12 protein-coding genes are annotated in these 16,193 nt (G+C 67.3%); 6 read left to right on the plus strand and 6 right to left on the minus strand.

Annotated features, from left to right (window positions below):
• Positions 1–65: 65 nt before the first annotated feature.
• The gene (locus ACFTZB_RS30035; RefSeq protein WP_378436962.1) at positions 66–947 is read right to left on the minus strand and encodes a class I SAM-dependent methyltransferase; all 882 of its coding nucleotides are present in this window, start codon (positions 945–947) and stop codon (positions 66–68) included.
• 250 nt (positions 948–1,197) lie between these two features.
• Between ACFTZB_RS30035 and rpsA the strand changes: the two genes are divergently transcribed.
• Entirely contained in the window at positions 1,198–2,682 is a 1,485-nt protein-coding gene (rpsA, locus tag ACFTZB_RS30040; RefSeq protein WP_012687956.1) for a 30S ribosomal protein S1, read from the plus strand.
• Positions 2,683–2,843: 161 nt separating this feature from the next.
• Here the strand turns inward: rpsA and ACFTZB_RS30045 are convergent, their stop codons facing one another.
• Entirely contained in the window at positions 2,844–3,062 is a 219-nt protein-coding gene (locus tag ACFTZB_RS30045; RefSeq protein WP_378436965.1) for a hypothetical protein, read from the minus strand.
• Positions 3,063–3,230: 168 nt separating this feature from the next.
• On the opposite strand from ACFTZB_RS30045, the gene coaE reads away from it, so the two are divergent.
• Positions 3,231–4,445, plus strand: a complete 1,215-nt coding sequence (gene coaE, locus ACFTZB_RS30050) for a dephospho-CoA kinase (RefSeq protein ID WP_276141924.1) — start codon at positions 3,231–3,233, stop codon at positions 4,443–4,445.
• A 1-nt stretch (position 4,446) separates the two neighbouring features.
• On the opposite strand, the gene ACFTZB_RS30055 is transcribed toward coaE, so the two are convergent.
• Positions 4,447–4,965, minus strand: a complete 519-nt coding sequence (locus tag ACFTZB_RS30055; RefSeq protein WP_378436967.1) for a DUF402 domain-containing protein — start codon at positions 4,963–4,965, stop codon at positions 4,447–4,449.
• 79 nt (positions 4,966–5,044) lie between these two features.
• On the opposite strand from ACFTZB_RS30055, the gene uvrB reads away from it, so the two are divergent.
• The 3 genes from uvrB (at position 5,045) to ACFTZB_RS30070 (ending at position 8,767) form a co-directional block, all read left to right on the plus strand.
• Complete coding sequence (gene uvrB, locus ACFTZB_RS30060) at positions 5,045–7,207, plus strand: excinuclease ABC subunit UvrB (protein WP_378436969.1); 2,163 nt, start codon at positions 5,045–5,047, stop codon at positions 7,205–7,207.
• Positions 7,208–7,253: 46 nt separating this feature from the next.
• On the plus strand, positions 7,254–8,126 hold the full coding sequence (locus ACFTZB_RS30065; RefSeq protein WP_378436971.1) for a hypothetical protein: 873 nt from the start codon (positions 7,254–7,256) through the stop codon (positions 8,124–8,126).
• Positions 8,127–8,314: 188 nt separating this feature from the next.
• Positions 8,315–8,767, plus strand: coding sequence for a universal stress protein (locus ACFTZB_RS30070; protein WP_005247414.1), 453 nt, complete (start codon positions 8,315–8,317; stop codon positions 8,765–8,767).
• 141 nt (positions 8,768–8,908) lie between these two features.
• On the opposite strand, the gene ACFTZB_RS30075 is transcribed toward ACFTZB_RS30070, so the two are convergent.
• The 3 genes from ACFTZB_RS30075 to ACFTZB_RS30085 form a co-directional block, all read right to left on the minus strand.
• Positions 8,909–11,191, minus strand: coding sequence for a HelD family protein (locus ACFTZB_RS30075; protein WP_378436973.1), 2,283 nt, complete (start codon positions 11,189–11,191; stop codon positions 8,909–8,911).
• A 146-nt stretch (positions 11,192–11,337) separates the two neighbouring features.
• Positions 11,338–12,267 (minus strand): DoxX family membrane protein, encoded by a 930-nt coding sequence (locus tag ACFTZB_RS30080; RefSeq protein ID WP_378436975.1) that lies wholly within the window; start codon positions 12,265–12,267, stop codon positions 11,338–11,340.
• Between the two features lie 168 nt (positions 12,268–12,435).
• Positions 12,436–13,125 carry an MBL fold metallo-hydrolase gene (locus tag ACFTZB_RS30085; protein ID WP_378436977.1) on the minus strand — a complete coding sequence of 230 codons (690 nt, stop codon included), beginning with the start codon at positions 13,123–13,125 and terminating at the stop codon, positions 12,436–12,438.
• Positions 13,126–13,276: 151 nt separating this feature from the next.
• On the opposite strand from ACFTZB_RS30085, the gene uvrA reads away from it, so the two are divergent.
• On the plus strand, positions 13,277–16,193 hold a 2,917-nt coding region (uvrA, locus tag ACFTZB_RS30090; RefSeq protein WP_378436980.1), incomplete at its 3' end, for an excinuclease ABC subunit UvrA.

Here is a 16,193-nt window from a genome sequence, read left to right on the forward strand (position 1 = left end):
CGAAACTGCTCTCGCCGGCCCCCGGTCCCGTGAGTACTTGTTAACCGCCGGCGGTTAACAAGTACTCACGGCTTGCGGCAGCTGAAGATGGCGGTGCCGGGGAAGATCTGTCCCCGCAGCGGGCTCCACTGCCCCCATTCCCGGTCGAGCCACTCGGGCCACTCCGGCTCGATGATGTCGCGCACCTCCAGCCCGGCCGCGACGATCTCGCGGACCCGGTCGCCGATGGTCCGGTGGTGCTCGACGTACGTGGGGACGCCGTCGCCGTCGACCTCCACGTACGGCGTGCGGTCGAAGTAGGGGAGCGAGGCGGTGAGCCCGCGCGGACCCGGATCGTCCGGAAAGATCCAGCGGATCGGGTGGTTGACGGCGAACACCCACAACCCGCCGGGACGAAGGACGCGGGCCACCTCACGCATCACCTGCTGTGAGTCCGCCACGAACGGAACTGCCCCAAAAGCCGAACATGCGACGTCGAAGCTCGCGTCGGCGAAGGGGAGGTGCTCGGCTCCCGCGTGAACGAGCGGCACCGCCGGGCCGCCCGCCCGCATGGCCTCGACCCCGCGGGTCAGCATCGACATGGACAGATCGAGCCCCACGGCCCGGGCGCCCTGTCCGGCCAGCCACCGCGCGCAGGGTGCGGAACCGCAGCCCACCTCGAGGACGTCCTTGCCCGCGACGTCGCCGAGGAGGTGGTAGTCGCCCTCGTGGAGCCCCTCCGGGCACCAGACGAACTCACCCTCGGACGAGTCCACGCCGAGGAACTCCCCATGGGTGCGGTGGTAGTCGTCCGCGTCGGCGTCCCACCAGGCGCGACTCGCGCGTTCGCTGGACTCGGAGTCGACGCGGACGCGGCTCACCCCCGACGTTCCGAGGACGCTGTTGGCGGTGCCGTGGCGGTCGTCTTCGGCGGAGAGAGGAGAATCGGACGGGCGAGGATCGGGCATGGGCAACAGAGTAGAGCGTGGGAACGTGCCCGGGTTTGCCCAGCTTGCCCACGGGCGCGTAGCCTATTGCACGCGAGTGTCTATGTGTGCGGCATCGGATTCGGTTCAGTTCGAGTTTGTTCGGTTCCAGTCGGGTGTCGTTCCTTGCGCTTGCGGTGATCTGATTCGGCGGGAATGTTTCGTCGGTTCAGGTTGCTTGTCCGACAGAACACCATCAACCGACCACAACCCGTCCGGAGCAACTCAACACATGCCCTCCACCACCGTGACCTCGCCGCAGGTAGCCGTCAACGACATCGGCTCCGCCGAGGACTTCCTCGCCGCCATCGACGCAACGATCAAGTACTTCAACGATGGCGACATCGTCGAAGGCACCATCGTCAAGGTCGATCGTGACGAGGTCCTGCTCGACATCGGTTACAAGACCGAAGGCGTCATCCCTTCCCGTGAGCTCTCCATCAAGCACGACGTCGACCCCAACGAGGTCGTCTCCGTGGGCGATGAGGTCGAAGCTCTCGTCCTCACCAAGGAGGACAAGGAAGGCCGACTGATCCTGTCGAAGAAGCGCGCTCAGTACGAGCGTGCCTGGGGCACCATCGAGGAGCTCAAGGAGAAGGACGAGGCCGTCAAGGGCACCGTCATCGAGGTCGTCAAGGGCGGCCTGATCCTCGACATCGGCCTGCGTGGCTTCCTTCCCGCTTCGCTCGTCGAGATGCGCCGTGTCCGCGATCTGCAGCCGTACGTCGGCAAGGAGATCGAGGCCAAGATCATCGAGCTCGACAAGAACCGCAACAACGTCGTCCTCTCGCGCCGCGCATGGCTCGAGCAGACGCAGTCCGAGGTTCGCAGCGAGTTCCTGCACCAGCTGCAGAAGGGTCAGGTCCGCAAGGGCGTCGTGTCCTCCATCGTCAACTTCGGTGCCTTCGTGGACCTGGGCGGCGTCGACGGCCTGGTGCACGTGTCCGAGCTGTCCTGGAAGCACATCGACCACCCGTCCGAGGTTGTCGAGGTCGGCACCGAGGTCACCGTCGAGGTTCTCGACGTCGACCTGGACCGCGAGCGCGTCTCCCTGTCGCTCAAGGCCACCCAGGAAGACCCGTGGCGTCAGTTCGCCCGCACGCACGCCATCGGCCAGATCGTGCCCGGCAAGGTCACGAAGCTGGTTCCGTTCGGTGCCTTCGTGCGCGTCGAAGAGGGAATCGAAGGCCTCGTCCACATCTCCGAGCTGGCCGAGCGCCACGTGGAGGTTCCGGACCAGGTTGTCGGCGTCAACGACGACGCACTCGTCAAGGTCATCGACATCGACCTGGAGCGTCGTCGCATCTCGCTGTCGCTGAAGCAGGCCAACGAGGACTACAACGCCGAGTTCGATCCGTCCAAGTACGGCATGGCGGACAGCTACGACGAGCAGGGCAACTACATCTTCCCCGAGGGCTTCGATCCCGAGACCAACGAATGGCTCGAGGGCTTCGACAAGCAGCGTGAAGAGTGGGAGAACCGCTACGCCGAGGCTGAGCGTCGTCACAAGATGCACACCGCTCAGATGGAGAAGACCGCTGCAGACGAGGCCGCCGAGGCTGCCACCGCTGCTGCCGGCTACTCGTCCGAGTCGGGTGCCGGCGACGCCGACGCCGCTTCGTCCTCCAGCTCCTCGTCGTCCGAGTCTGCCGGTGGATCGCTGGCCAGCGACGCACAGCTCGCCGCTCTGCGCGAGAAGCTGTCGGGCAACGCCTAGTACGTCCGCCTGACTCGTCAGGCACAGCCGAACACCCCGTCCCTGCGCTGCAGGGGCGGGGTTTCGCCGTTGCGGGACCCCTCACTGTGACTGCGTTGAATATGACTGTGGCCCAACCTCTTCGGAGGTCGGGCCACAGTGCGTGGGTGGTGCTCGGGCGCTCAGTTCGCGGTTGCGGGAATCCAGTAACCGGACGTGGACTGTACCTCGGCGCGCTTGCGCATCGTCGCGAAGCTGTGTCTGCCGTGGCTGATGAGTGTCGTGAGCCAGGTCCGGCGATGCTCGGCGAGCGCGGAGGCCACCTCGGGGATCTCGATGCAATGCACCCCGCCTGCAATGCCGAGGCGGTGCCGACCGAACTGGTTGCGGTGATCGCGCATGGCGTTCCTCTTCTTGGAGAAGGTGCAGGTCGGTGCGTTCGCTCGAACATAACCGAACGTGTCGGACTTCTGTGGTATTTGGGGCAGGTGAGTCTGCTGAGCGGGAAGAGGATGGAGATCGGCGAGGGACGTGTGTCGTCGTTGCGGGCGGGTGCCACACTGGGGGGCGTGTTGAGAATCGGCCTCACTGGAGGCATAGGAGCCGGTAAGTCCACCGTGTCGAAGGTCCTCGCCGAACTCGGGGCAGTGATCGTCGACGCCGATCTGATCGCGCGGGAGGTCGTCGAACCCGGAACTCCCGGCCTCGCTGCCCTCGTCGACCGGTTCGGCGAGGAAATCCTGACGGCGGACGGCGCGCTCGACCGGCCGGCCCTGGCGGCGCGCGCCTTCGCCGACGAAGAATCGCGGCTGGCGCTGAATTCCATCGTCCACCCGCTGGTCGGGGCGCGCACCACGGAGACAATCGAGTCGGCGCCGGAGGACGCCGTGCTCGTCCAGGACATTCCGCTGCTGGTCGAGGGCGGGATGGGTGCCGCGTTCCACCTGGTCGTCGTCGTGTTCGTCGACGCCGAGGACCGGGTGCAGCGACTCGTCGGATCGCGGGGGATGTCCGAGACCGACGCGCGGGCGCGGATCGCAGCCCAGGCGGACGACGATCAACGGCGGGCGGCGGCCGACGTCCGGCTCGACAACAGCGGCGCCCCGGGTGCGCTCGAACCGGAGGTCCGGGCACTGTGGGCCGAGCGTCTCGTGCCCTTCGAGTCCAACATCCGCACGCGGACCGTCGTCCGCGTCCTGCCCGAACTCGCGTCGCCGAATCCGCAGTGGCCTGCCCAGGCCGACCGGTTGATCGCCCGGTTGCGGCTGGTCTGCGGCGACCGCGCCGTCCGGATCGACCACATCGGGTCGACGGCCGTGGAGGGGTTGCCTGCCAAGGACGTCCTCGACGTCCAGGTGACGGTCGCGAACCTCGAGGTCGCGGACGAACTCGCGGAATCACTCGCAGGCGCCGGGTTCCCCCGCATCGAGCACATCACCGCCGACGACCCGAAGCCCTCGTATCAGGGCGGCGAGACCGATCCGGCTCTGTGGGGCAAGCGAATCCACGGCGGCGCCGACCCGGGGCGGCCCGTGAACATCCATCTCCGGGTCGACGGGTGGCCCGGGCAGCAGTTCGCGCTCGTGTTCCGGGACTGGCTCCGCGCGGACACCGACGCCCGCGCCGAGTATCTCGCGGTCAAGGAGGCCGCGGCGGAGAAGGCGGCCGGTCACACCGACTATCAGGACGCGATCACCGCCTACGTCGACGCGAAGAGCCCGTGGTTCGACCGCGCGTATCACCGGGCATGGGAGTGGGCCGAGCGAACCGGCTGGAGCGCGTAGGTCACCGCCAGTCGATCGGCATGCCGATCGAGGCCAGCCAGCCGCCGAGGTCGTGGCCGTGTGCGGCGATTCCGTCGATCGCCGTGGTGGCGGCGAGGATCGCCTGCTCGGCCGTTGCGGCGTCGAGCAGGCCGGCGCGGTGCGCCTCCATCAGTTCGTCGACGTCGAGGAGTTCGGTGTCGCGGCCGGTGCGGATGACCAGATCCAGGTAGTGGTCCTCCGACTTCCACACGTTCTCGCCGCGGGTGAACGTGCCGATGTCGACGTAGTGGTCCTGATCGCGCTGGTGGTAGGGGTGGTAATGGAAGATCGACGCGCGCAGCCCCAGGTCGGGGAGCAGCCACGACTCCAGGTAGTGGAACTGCCGGTGGTCGGCGGTGCGCGCCATGTACAGGCCCCACGGCTCGACGCGGTAGTGGTCGACGTGACGGACGAAACCCTTGGGGTCGGTGTTGGTGTGATCGCGGAGGTCGAAGTACTCGACCTTCGGTGGGTGGATGTCGTGAGTCGCGCCTGCCATGGCAGGGAACCTACCGCGATTTTTCAGCCGACGGAGATCGCCCGGGAAGTTTGTCGGTCCCCCGGCCTACCCTGGTTGCATGGCGTTTGCATCCGAGCACCCCGTGGTGGCACATTCCGAGTTCCGTCCAATCGGGGAGATCGAGCGATCGGAGGCGCGTTTCGAGGTCGTCAGCGACCACAAACCGGCCGGCGACCAGCCGACGGCGATCGCGGATTTGGAACGGCGGATCAACGCGGGTGAGAAGGACGTGGTCCTGCTCGGCGCCACCGGTACCGGTAAGTCGGCGACCACGGCGTGGCTGATCGAGAAGGTGCAGCGACCCACGTTGGTGATGGCGCCCAACAAGACACTCGCCGCGCAGTTGGCCAATGAGTTGCGCGACATGCTGCCCAACAACTCCGTCGAGTACTTCGTCTCGTACTACGACTACTACCAGCCCGAGGCGTACATCGCGCAGACCGACACCTACATCGAGAAGGATTCGTCGATCAACGACGACGTCGAGCGTCTGCGGCACTCCGCGACGTCGAGCCTGCTCTCGCGGCGCGACGTGGTCGTGGTGGCGTCCGTGTCGTGCATCTACGGCCTCGGCACCCCGCAGTCGTACCTCGACCGCTCGGTGCAGCTGGAGGTCGGTGTGGAGGTTCCGCGCGACGCCCTTCTGAGGCTGCTGGTCGACGTGCAGTACACCCGCAACGACCTGTCGTTCACCCGCGGGTCCTTCCGGGTGCGCGGTGACACCGTCGAGATCATTCCCTCGTACGAGGAACTGGCGGTGCGGATCGAGTTCTTCGGCGACGAGATCGAGGCGCTGTACTATCTGCACCCCCTCACCGGGGACGTCGTGCGGAAGGTCGACTCGGTGCGCATCTTCCCGGCCACGCACTACGTCGCGGGTCCCGAGCGGATGGAACGCGCCGTCAAGGACATCGAAGCCGAACTCGAGGAGCGGCTCGCCGACCTCGAGAACAAGGGCAAGCTGCTCGAGGCGCAGCGGCTCCGGATGCGCACCCAGTACGACCTCGAGATGATCAAGCAGGTCGGGTTCTGCTCCGGCATCGAGAACTATTCGCGGCACATCGACGGTCGTGGACCGGGCACGGCGCCCGCGACGCTGATCGACTACTTCCCGGAGGACTTCCTCCTCGTCATCGACGAGTCACATGTCACGGTCCCGCAGATCGGTGCGATGTACGAAGGCGACATGTCGCGTAAGCGGAATCTTGTCGAGTTCGGTTTCCGGTTGCCGTCGGCCACCGACAACCGCCCGCTGACCTGGGAGGAGTTCACCCAGCGCATCGGGCAGACGGTGTATCTGTCGGCGACGCCGGGCAAGTACGAGCTGGGGCAGGCGGGCGGCGAGTTCGTCGAGCAGGTCATCCGCCCGACCGGTCTCGTCGACCCCGAGGTGGTCGTCAAACCGACCAAGGGGCAGATCGACGACCTGGTGCACGAGATCCGTGAACGCGCGGACCGCGACGAGCGTGTCCTCGTCACCACGTTGACGAAGAAGATGGCGGAAGACCTCACCGATTACCTCCTCGAACTCGGAATCCGGGTGCGGTACCTGCACTCGGACATCGACACGTTGCGCCGCGTCGAGCTGCTCCGGCAGCTGCGTCTGGGAGAGTACGACGTTCTGGTGGGAATCAACCTGCTGCGTGAGGGGCTCGACCTGCCCGAGGTCTCGTTGGTGGCCATCCTCGACGCCGACAAGGAGGGCTTCCTCCGGAGTTCGACCAGCCTCATCCAGACGATCGGCCGCGCGGCTCGTAACGTCTCCGGTCAGGTGCACATGTACGCAGACAAGATCACCGACTCGATGCAGCACGCGATCGAGGAGACCGAGCGGCGCCGGGAGAAGCAGATCGCCTACAACGAGAAGATGGGCGTCGATCCGCAGCCGCTGCGGAAGAAGATCGCCGACATCCTCGACCAGGTCTACGAGGAAGCCGAGGACACGGCCAGCGGTGTCGACGTCGGCGGATCCGGACGCAACGCCACCCGCGGGCGTCGTGCGCAGGGCGAGGCCGGACGCTCGGTCAGCGCCGGCGTGTACGAGGGCCGCGACACGAAGTCGATGCCCAGGGCGGAGTTGGCCGACCTGGTCAAGGAATTGACCGATCAGATGATGAATGCCGCCCGTGATCTGCAGTTCGAACTCGCCGGGCGGCTGCGCGACGAGATCGCCGATCTGAAGAAGGAGTTGCGCGGCATGGATGCCGCGGGCCTGAAATAGCGAGGGCGCCGAGGCAGTACGGTCGCACAGCAGTACCGTCGCACATATGGATGCACACAACGCAGGTCGCACCGCCCGGTCCCTGGAATTGCTTCATTCGCTCAGCTATTTCGTTCCCGAGGTCGAGGAACGGCTGGTCGAGGCGGGGCTCGAACCGGGACGGATGACCTACTTCGCTGGACGTGCCGCCCCGATGGGAGCGGTCGGTGCGGGGGTGGTCACGGCCACGTTCTTCAACTTCAGTCCCGCCGCGGTCGCGTCGATCATTCCGCGTGCCTGGGGTCTGGCCACGCCCGCGGCACTTGTCGAGGCGCGGTACCGGGCGGTCGGCGAGGCGTATGTGCGACTGCTCGGTGAAGCGGTGACGACGTCGCCGGAGATGGCCGAGGCAGCCGAATTGGCGTCGATTGCGGCGCGGGGCATCCCGGGTGTCGAGGGCAGGCCGCTCTGCGCGGGCTACACGGAGGTGGAGTGGCCGGAGGCGCCGCACGTCGCGTTCTGGCACGCCCTCACCGTGCTGCGCGAGTACCGCGGCGACGGTCACATCGCCGCCCTGCAGACGGCGGGCCTGAGCGGACTCGAATCGCTGATCACCCACACCGCGACCGGGTATGGGTTCCAGAAGAAGTTCGCGATCACCCGCCGCGCCTGGACCCAGGATCAGTGGGATTCCGCGTGCGACAGTCTGCGTGACCGGGAAATCCTGGACGCCCGGGGCGAACTCACCGCCGAGGGCAAGGAGCTGCGGGAACTGGTCGAGGATCTCACCGACGATCTCGCGCTGGCCCCGTGGGCGGCACTGGGGGAGGACGGGGCGGCCCGGCTCGTCGAACTCGCGACGCCGTGGCGTGACGCGATCGTCGCGGCGGGCGTGTTCCCGGCCGGCGTGTTCGGTCCCAAGGTCGACGTGTCCCGCTGACACCGATCACAGCCCGAGCGCACCGAAAATGTGATCCGTCATGCACCGGGGATATCCCCTGTGGCATGTGTTGCAAATGCACCTATGAGGGCACCGAGGCGGCTAGGGTCAGCGCAGTGGCTGCTGGGTCCAGGCATGACGTATGTCCGGACCCCGGCCGATCGACCACCGCAGACATGGAGGAATGAATGAGCGCCTACCGGACCGTTGTCGTCGGAACCGATGGCTCCGAGTCGTCGTTTCTGGCCGTCGAGAAGGCTGCCGCCATCGCGGGGGACGCCGGCGCCAAGCTGATCATCGCCTGCGCGTACTACCCGGCCGATCCCAAGGATGTCGGGCAGGCCGCCGACGCGCTCGGTGACGAGGCGTACCAGATCACCGGTTCGGCGCCGACGTACGAGATCCTGCGCACCGCGAAGGAACGCGCCCACGCCGCCGGCGCCAAGGAGGTCGTCGAACGCGCCGTCGTCGGCGCGCCCGTCGAGTCGCTGCTGAATCTGGTCGACGAGGTCGAGGCCGGTCTCCTGGTGATCGGCAATCGTGGACTCAACACCCTCACCGGGCGGCTCCTCGGGTCGGTTCCGTCCGATGCCGCACGCAAGTCGACGTCCGACGTCCTCATCGTCCACACGGTGCGCTGACACCGGACCGATCAGCAGTAGTTCGCCTCGGCGGCATTGAGATACACCCGCGTCACCTGCTCGGTGGTGAGGCCGGAATCCGACGGCGCCGAGGCGAACTGTTCCAACGGGCGAGACCTCAGCCGACCGCGACCGCCACGGTCACGACAGGATCCCGACCTCTGCCGGGCCGAGTTCGGACAGTACTGCGGGCAGCGTCTTCGTGTGCACCACACCGAGTCGTTGGGTTGCGCGGGTCAGGGCGACGTAGAGGTCGTTCATTCCCCGTGGCGACTCGTCGAGAATGTCCTGGGGCTCGGCGATGAGCACCGAGTCGAATTCCAGCCCCTTGGCGTCACGCACCGTGAGAACGCTGACGGTGTCCGACCGCAGGTCCGCGAGCGCGGCGACGAGGGCGTGGCCGCCGATCACGACGGTGGTGCCCGGCCCGGTTTCCCGGGATACGCAGGTGCGCACGGTGTCCGCCAGTTCGGCCTCGGACACCTCCAAAGCCCACGGTGCGAAACCGGATTCGCGCACCGACCGCGGCACGGTCTGCTCGGCGTCGATCTCGGCGAGAACCCGCCGGGCCGACGTCATGATCTCCGCCGGTGTGCGGTAGTTGACGGTCAGTTCCGTCAGCTTCCATCGCTTGGCGACGTACGGTTCGAGGATCCGCTGCCACGACGACGTTCCCGCCGGGTCGCCGGTCTGCGCGGTGTCGCCGACCAGCGTCATCCAGCGGTTCGGTATGCGCCGCATCAGCATTCGCCACGCCATCTCCGAGAGTTCCTGCGCCTCGTCGACGATCACGTGACCGTAGGTCCACGTTCGGTCGCCGGCTGCGCGTTCCGCGGTGGTCTGGTGCTGCCCGACGTCGTGGCGCTCGGCGAGCTGGCTGGCGTCGATCAGGTCGTAGGCCATCAGGATTTCCGGATCCAGTTCGTCCTCGAGATCCTGCGGCGCCGAACCCGTCAGGATGTCCAGGGCGCCCTGGGCGTCCGCGATCTGTGCCCGCCACTGGCGACGGGCGCGCTCCCGCTCGGCGGCGTCGTCGACGCCGAGGAGTTCCGCCAGCTCGTCGAGGAGCGGGGCGTCGGCGGCGCTGAAGCCGCGCAATCCGGGGCGGCGCAGTGAATCACGTTGCGTTTCGGTCAGGTTCGGGGCGGCATCGGCCAGCCGCTTCGGCGAGGCGTACAGCTCGGCGAGGACCTGCTGCGGCGACAGTTCCGGCCACAGCGCGCTGATCGCCGTCATGATCTCCGGATCCTCACGCATCTCGTCGCGCATGTCGGCGATGTCGTCCCGGCTCAGCAGGTTCCCGCCGTCGACGACGTTGGCGCCGAGGGTGTCCGCGAGTTGCTGCGCGAGCGCCTCGATGACCGAGGAGACGAAGATGGGACGGGCCAGGTTGTGTGGTCGCCTGGACGACCTCGCCCGGCCACGAGCACGGGTGACGACCTTGCGGTCGAGGGTGATCCGGTAGGTGTCGAACGTCAGCTCCACGGGCCGCGACGGCACTTCCTGCCGATCCCGGACCGCCTTCTTGAGGACGTCCAGCATGTCGAGCGAGCCCTTGATCTCGCCGGCGTCGAGGCTGTCCTCGACGGTGGCGCGGACCCCGGGGTAGAGGTCACCGATGGTCGACAGCAGCACACCGGTCTCGCCGAGCGACGGCAGCACCTGGCCGATGTAGTCCAGGAACGTGGCGTTCGGGCCGATGATGAGGACGCCGGCCTTCGCGAGTTGCTGGCGATACGTGTAGAGCAGGTACGCGGCGCGGTGCAGCGCGACCGCGGTCTTGCCGGTTCCGGGGCCGCCCTGGACCACGAGCACGCTCTTGTGCTCCGACCGGATGATGGCGTCCTGCTCGCCCTGGATCGTCTCGACGATGTCGTTCATCTGCCCGGTGCGGGCCGCGTTCAACGCCGAGAGCAGCGCGCTCTCACCCGCGACGCCGTCCGAGCCGGTGACCGTGCCCGCGGCCTCCGCGGCCGCCAGGTCCAGGTATTCGTCGTTGACGGCGGTCACCCGTCGGCTTCGCGTGCGGATGTGCCGTCGGCGGGTGACGCCGTCGGGGGCGGCGGGGGTGGCGAGATAGAACGGGCGGGCAAGGGGCGCACGCCAATCGAGGAGCATCGTCTCGTAGTCGTTCTCCTCGTCGAGGATGCCGAGCCTGCCGACGTAGCGGTGCTCGCCGTCGAGGTCGATCCGGCCGAAGCACAGACCGTTCTCTGCGGCGTCGTACTTGGCGAGGTCTTCGGTGTAGAGCTGGTTGAAGGACTCACGTTCGCTCCGCGCCTGCGGCGTTCCTCCGGTTTCGAGCAGTACACGGCTCAGCCGGTTCGCCGCGTACTGGCGAAGGCCGTCCAGTCGGGTGTAGAGCATCGTCACGTACTGCTGCTCGAGCTCGCGCTCGTCGCGTGACGTGTCCTCGTCGGGCAAGAGGTCTCCTTGACTGGTTCGGCTGCAACCGGATCGGCTGCAAAAGTGCCTGGACAGTCTAGTCGGCCCCGGAGGCGTGTCGCTGACATCGCAGGTCAGCGGCTATCTCCGGGGCCGATCAGATCGAATATCCGGCGCGGGCCGGGTCAGTGGGACAACTCGTCCCGCTTCGCCCTGGCCTTCTCGAGCGCGGTTTCCGCTTGCTTGCGGGCCCGCTTGCTCAGCACCTCACCGCGTTCTGCGGCGGTGCCCGCCCATTCGCCGCCCTTCTCGCGGGCGACCTCGGCCAGTTCCGGGCCGTGCTCCTTCGCCGCCTCGACGAGTTCCGCGCCGCGTTCGCGGGCGACGTCCGCCCATTCGGCGCCGTGTTCCTTCGCGGCCTCCGCCCATTCGGCGCCGTGTTCCTTCGCGACCTCCGCCCACTCGGCGCCGCGATCCGCCGCGATCTTCGCGAATTCGGCGCCGTGTTCTTTCGCGACCTCGAGGAGGCCGGACCCGCGTTCGGCTGCCTCACCGGACAGGATCCGGGCGCGCTCCGACGCCGCCGCCAGTGCCTCTCCGATCTCGGCGCCGTGATGGTCGTGTCCCGAGCCGAGGGGCAGGGCCGCGGCCACGGTCTCCTGTGCATGCCGGGCGGCGCGGCGTCCACGCCACCCCAGAGACGGCTTGCCCTCGGTGTCGACGGCGGCGATGAGCAGTCCGCCGAGCAGGCTGACGTTCTTGAGGAACTGAGTGCGCTGCGCCGCTTTCTTCGCGGGGTCGGTCTCGTTCCAGAAGTCGTGCCCCACAACGGTAGTGGGCACGAGGCTGCCTGCGAGCGCGAGCGACGCGAGGCGCGGTGCCTTCCCTGTGGCGAGGAGAACGCCGCCGCCGATCTGCACGGCGGCATTGATCTTGACCAACGTCTCCGGGTCGGACGGGATCTTCTGCGTGACGGACCCGGGAAGCGCCTCGGTGGACTTGTCGATCAGTGGTGCGGCGGCCTGTGCTTTCTGCGCCGGATTTCGAAGTGCATCGATCCCTCCGCTGATGAAGATCGCGGACAGCAGTGGGCGAGCGATACGACGGACGAGCATTCCTGGCCTCCCAATCTCGAGTTCTCCCGTCTCACACTAACGAGAGTTCTGGGCAGTCGTCGGCGTACGACAGTGTTGCCGGACCGACGGTCCGCCCATTCACCAGTACCCAGGGAGGCCGATCGCCAATCGCGGGCCGTGCGGTGCGCGATCGGCGATCGGATGCGGTCACCAGCCGCGTTCGCGCCACTCCCCGAGGTGGGGGCGCTCCGCGCCGAGGGTGGTGTCGTCGCCGTGGCCGGGGTAGACGACGGTGTCGTCGCCGTAGCGGCCGAAGAGCTTCGTTTCGACGTCGGTGAGCAGGGATGCGAACTTGTCCGCGTCCGCGGTCTTGCCGACGCCGCCGGGGAAGAGGGAGTCGCCGGTGAACAGGTGGCTGCGTCCGCCGCCTGCCTCGGTGAGCGCGAGCGCGACCGAGCCGGGGGTGTGGCCGGCGAGGTGAATCACGTCGAGGGTGACGTCTCCGACGGTGACGGTGTCGCCGTCCTCGAGGAGGCGGTCGGGCCGGACGGGCAGTGCGTCGGCGTCGAGTGGGTGGGCTGCGGTGTCCACGCGGGTGGCCGCCGCGACGTCCTCGAGCGCCAGCCAGTGGTCGCCGTGCTGGTGCGTGGTGACGATCAGGTCGAGCGACGGCGCGTGTTCGCCGATCAGTTGGTTGACGCGGTCCGCCTCGTTGGCGGCGTCGATGAGGACGGATTTTCCGGTTGCGGAACATACGACCAGGTACACGTTGTTGTCCATGGGGCCGACGGACATCTTCGTGATCGTGGCTCCCGGAACCGTGCGGCGCTGCGGCGCCGAACCGGGGGAGACGTGGCCGGTGTACGAGTCTTCTATCACCATGGGCTGCTCGGTCATGATGGGGAGGCTACCGTCGAATACAGGCAGGTGAGTGGCAGGGCGGCCATCCGTCCCCCAGAACGTGTCGGTGCCCCGGCTTACCATGGCACGGCCAGAGGGCTGAGCGTCCACGCGCGTCCTCGGCTGTCGAACAATGAAGGGACTTGGAGTGGCGGATCGCCTTATCGTGCGGGGTGCCCGTGAGCACAATCTGCGAGGGGTCGATCTCGATCTGCCCCGCGACAGCCTGATCGTGTTCACCGGGTTGTCGGGCTCGGGCAAGTCGAGTCTGGCGTTCGACACGATCTTCGCCGAGGGCCAGCGACGCTACGTCGAGTCGCTGTCGGCGTACGCGCGCCAGTTCCTCGGTCAGATGGACAAGCCCGACGTCGACTTCATCGAGGGTCTGTCGCCCGCGGTGTCCATCGACCAGAAGTCGACCAACCGGAACCCGCGGTCGACGGTCGGCACCATCACGGAGGTCTACGACTACCTCCGTCTGCTCTATGCCCGGGCCGGCACCGCACACTGCCCGGTCTGTGGGGAGCAGATCGCGCGGCAGACGCCGCAGCAGATCGTCGACCAGGTTCTGGAGATGGAGGAAGGCACCCGCTTCCAGGTGCTCGCCCCCGTCGTGCGTACCCGCAAGGGTGAATTCGTCGACCTGTTCGACCAGCTCAACATGCAGGGTTACTCGCGTGTGCGGGTCGACGGCGTGGTGTATCCGCTGTCCGAGCCGCCCAAGCTCAAGAAGCAGGAGAAGCACGACATCGAGGTGGTCGTGGACCGCCTCACCGTCAAGGCCGGTTCCAAGCAGCGGCTCACCGATTCCGTCGAGACCGCGCTGCGACTGGCGGAGGGCATCGTCGTCCTCGACTTCGTCGACCGCGAGGAGAACGCCGCAGACCGGGAGCGACGGTTCTCGGAGAAGCTGGCGTGCCCCAACGGCCACGCACTGTCCATCGACGACCTCGAGCCCCGGTCGTTCTCCTTCAACTCTCCGTACGGTGCCTGCCCCGAGTGCACCGGTCTCGGAATCCGCAAGGAGGTCGACCCGGATCTCGTCGTCCCCGACCCCGAGCTGTCGCTGGAGGACGGGGCCATCGCGCCGTGGTCGATGGGGCAGAGTTCCGAATACTTCGGTCGGCTGCTGTCCGGTCTCGGCGACATTCTCGGCTTCGACATGAAGACGCCGTGGAACAAGCTCCCGGCGAAGGCGCGCCGGGCGATCCTCGAGGGCAGTGAGGAGCAGGTCCACGTCCGCTACAAGAACCGGTACGGGCGTACCCGTTCCTACTACGCCGAGTTCGAGGGCGTCATGCCGTTCCTGCACCGCAGGCTCGAGCAGACCGAGTCCGACCAGATGAAGGAACGCTACGACGGCTACATGCGGGACACCCCGTGCCCCGCCTGCGGTGGTGCGCGCCTGCGTCCCGAGATCCTGTCGGTCACGATCGCGAACGAGAAGTTCGGGATGAAGTCGATCGCCGAGGTCTGTGAACTGTCGATCTCCGATTGCGCCGACTTCCTGAACAGCCTCACGCTGGGCAGCCGCGAGGAGGCCATCGCCGGTCAGGTGCTCAAAGAGGTCCAGGCCCGCCTCGGCTTCCTTCTCGACGTCGGCCTCGAGTACCTCTCCCTCGCCCGCGCAGCCGGCACCCTGTCCGGTGGTGAGGCGCAGCGCATCCGTCTCGCCACTCAGATCGGCTCGGGTCTCGTCGGCGTGCTGTACGTGCTCGACGAGCCGTCGATCGGCCTGCACCAGCGCGACAACCGGCGTCTCATCGAGACCCTGACGCGCCTGCGCGACCTCGGGAACACACTGATCGTGGTCGAACACGACGAAGACACCATCCGCACGTCCGACTGGGTGGTCGACATCGGACCGCTGGCCGGCGAGCACGGCGGCAAGGTCGTCCATAGTGGGCCGTACCAGGAACTGCTCGACTGCGAGGAATCCCTCACCGGCGCCTACCTGTCGGGCCGCAGCCACATCGAGATTCCCACGATCCGCCGTCCGGTCGATCGCAAGCGTCAGGTCACCGTCGTCGGCGCGCGCGAACACAACCTCGGCGGCATCGACGTCAGCTTCCCTCTGGGCGTGCTCACGTCGGTCACCGGCGTGTCCGGGTCCGGTAAGTCGACGCTGGTCAACGACATCCTCGCGACGGTCATGGCGAACAAGCTCAACGGCGCGCGTCAGGTGCCCGGCAGGCACACCCGCATCAACGGGCTCGACCAGCTGGACAAGCTCGTGCAGGTCGACCAGTCACCGATCGGCCGCACCCCGCGGTCCAACGCGGCCACCTACACCGGGGTGTTCGACAAGATCCGCACCCTGTTCGCCGCCACCACCGAGTCGAAGGTGCGCGGCTACCAGCCCGGCCGGTTCTCGTTCAACGTCAAGGGCGGCCGGTGCGAGGCCTGCTCCGGCGACGGCACGCTGAAGATCGAGATGAACTTCCTGCCCGACGTGTACGTGCCGTGCGAGGTCTGCCACGGTGCCCGGTACAACCGCGAGACGCTCGAGGTCCATTACAAGGGCAAGACCATCGCCGAGGTCCTGGACATGCCGATCGAGGAGGCCGCGGAATTCTTCGAGCCCATCACGTCGATCCACCGCTACCTCAAGACCCTCGTCGAGGTCGGTCTCGGGTACGTGCGGCTCGGTCAGCCCGCGCCCACGCTGTCCGGTGGTGAGGCGCAGCGCGTGAAGCTCGCCGCCGAACTGCAGAAACGTTCGACGGGCCGCACGGTGTACATCCTCGACGAGCCCACGACGGGTCTGCACTTCGAGGACATCCGGAAGCTGCTCGGGGTCGTCAACGGGTTGGTCGACAAGGGCAACACGGTGATCGTGATCGAGCACAACCTCGATGTGATCAAGACGTCCGACTGGGTGATCGACATGGGGCCCGAGGGCGGGTCCGGTGGCGGAACCGTCGTCGCGCAGGGCACCCCGGAGGACGTGGCGCAGGTTCCGGAGAGTTACACGGGACGGTTCCTCGAGAATGCCCTCGCGGTGCCGGCACCCGTTCCGGCGAAGTCGAAGGCAGTCAAGTCTTCGCCGACGCGGAAGTCCGCGT

The organism is Rhodococcus sp. NPDC057014, from assembly GCF_042673295.1.
Lineage (GTDB): Bacteria > Actinomycetota > Actinomycetes > Mycobacteriales > Mycobacteriaceae > Rhodococcus_F.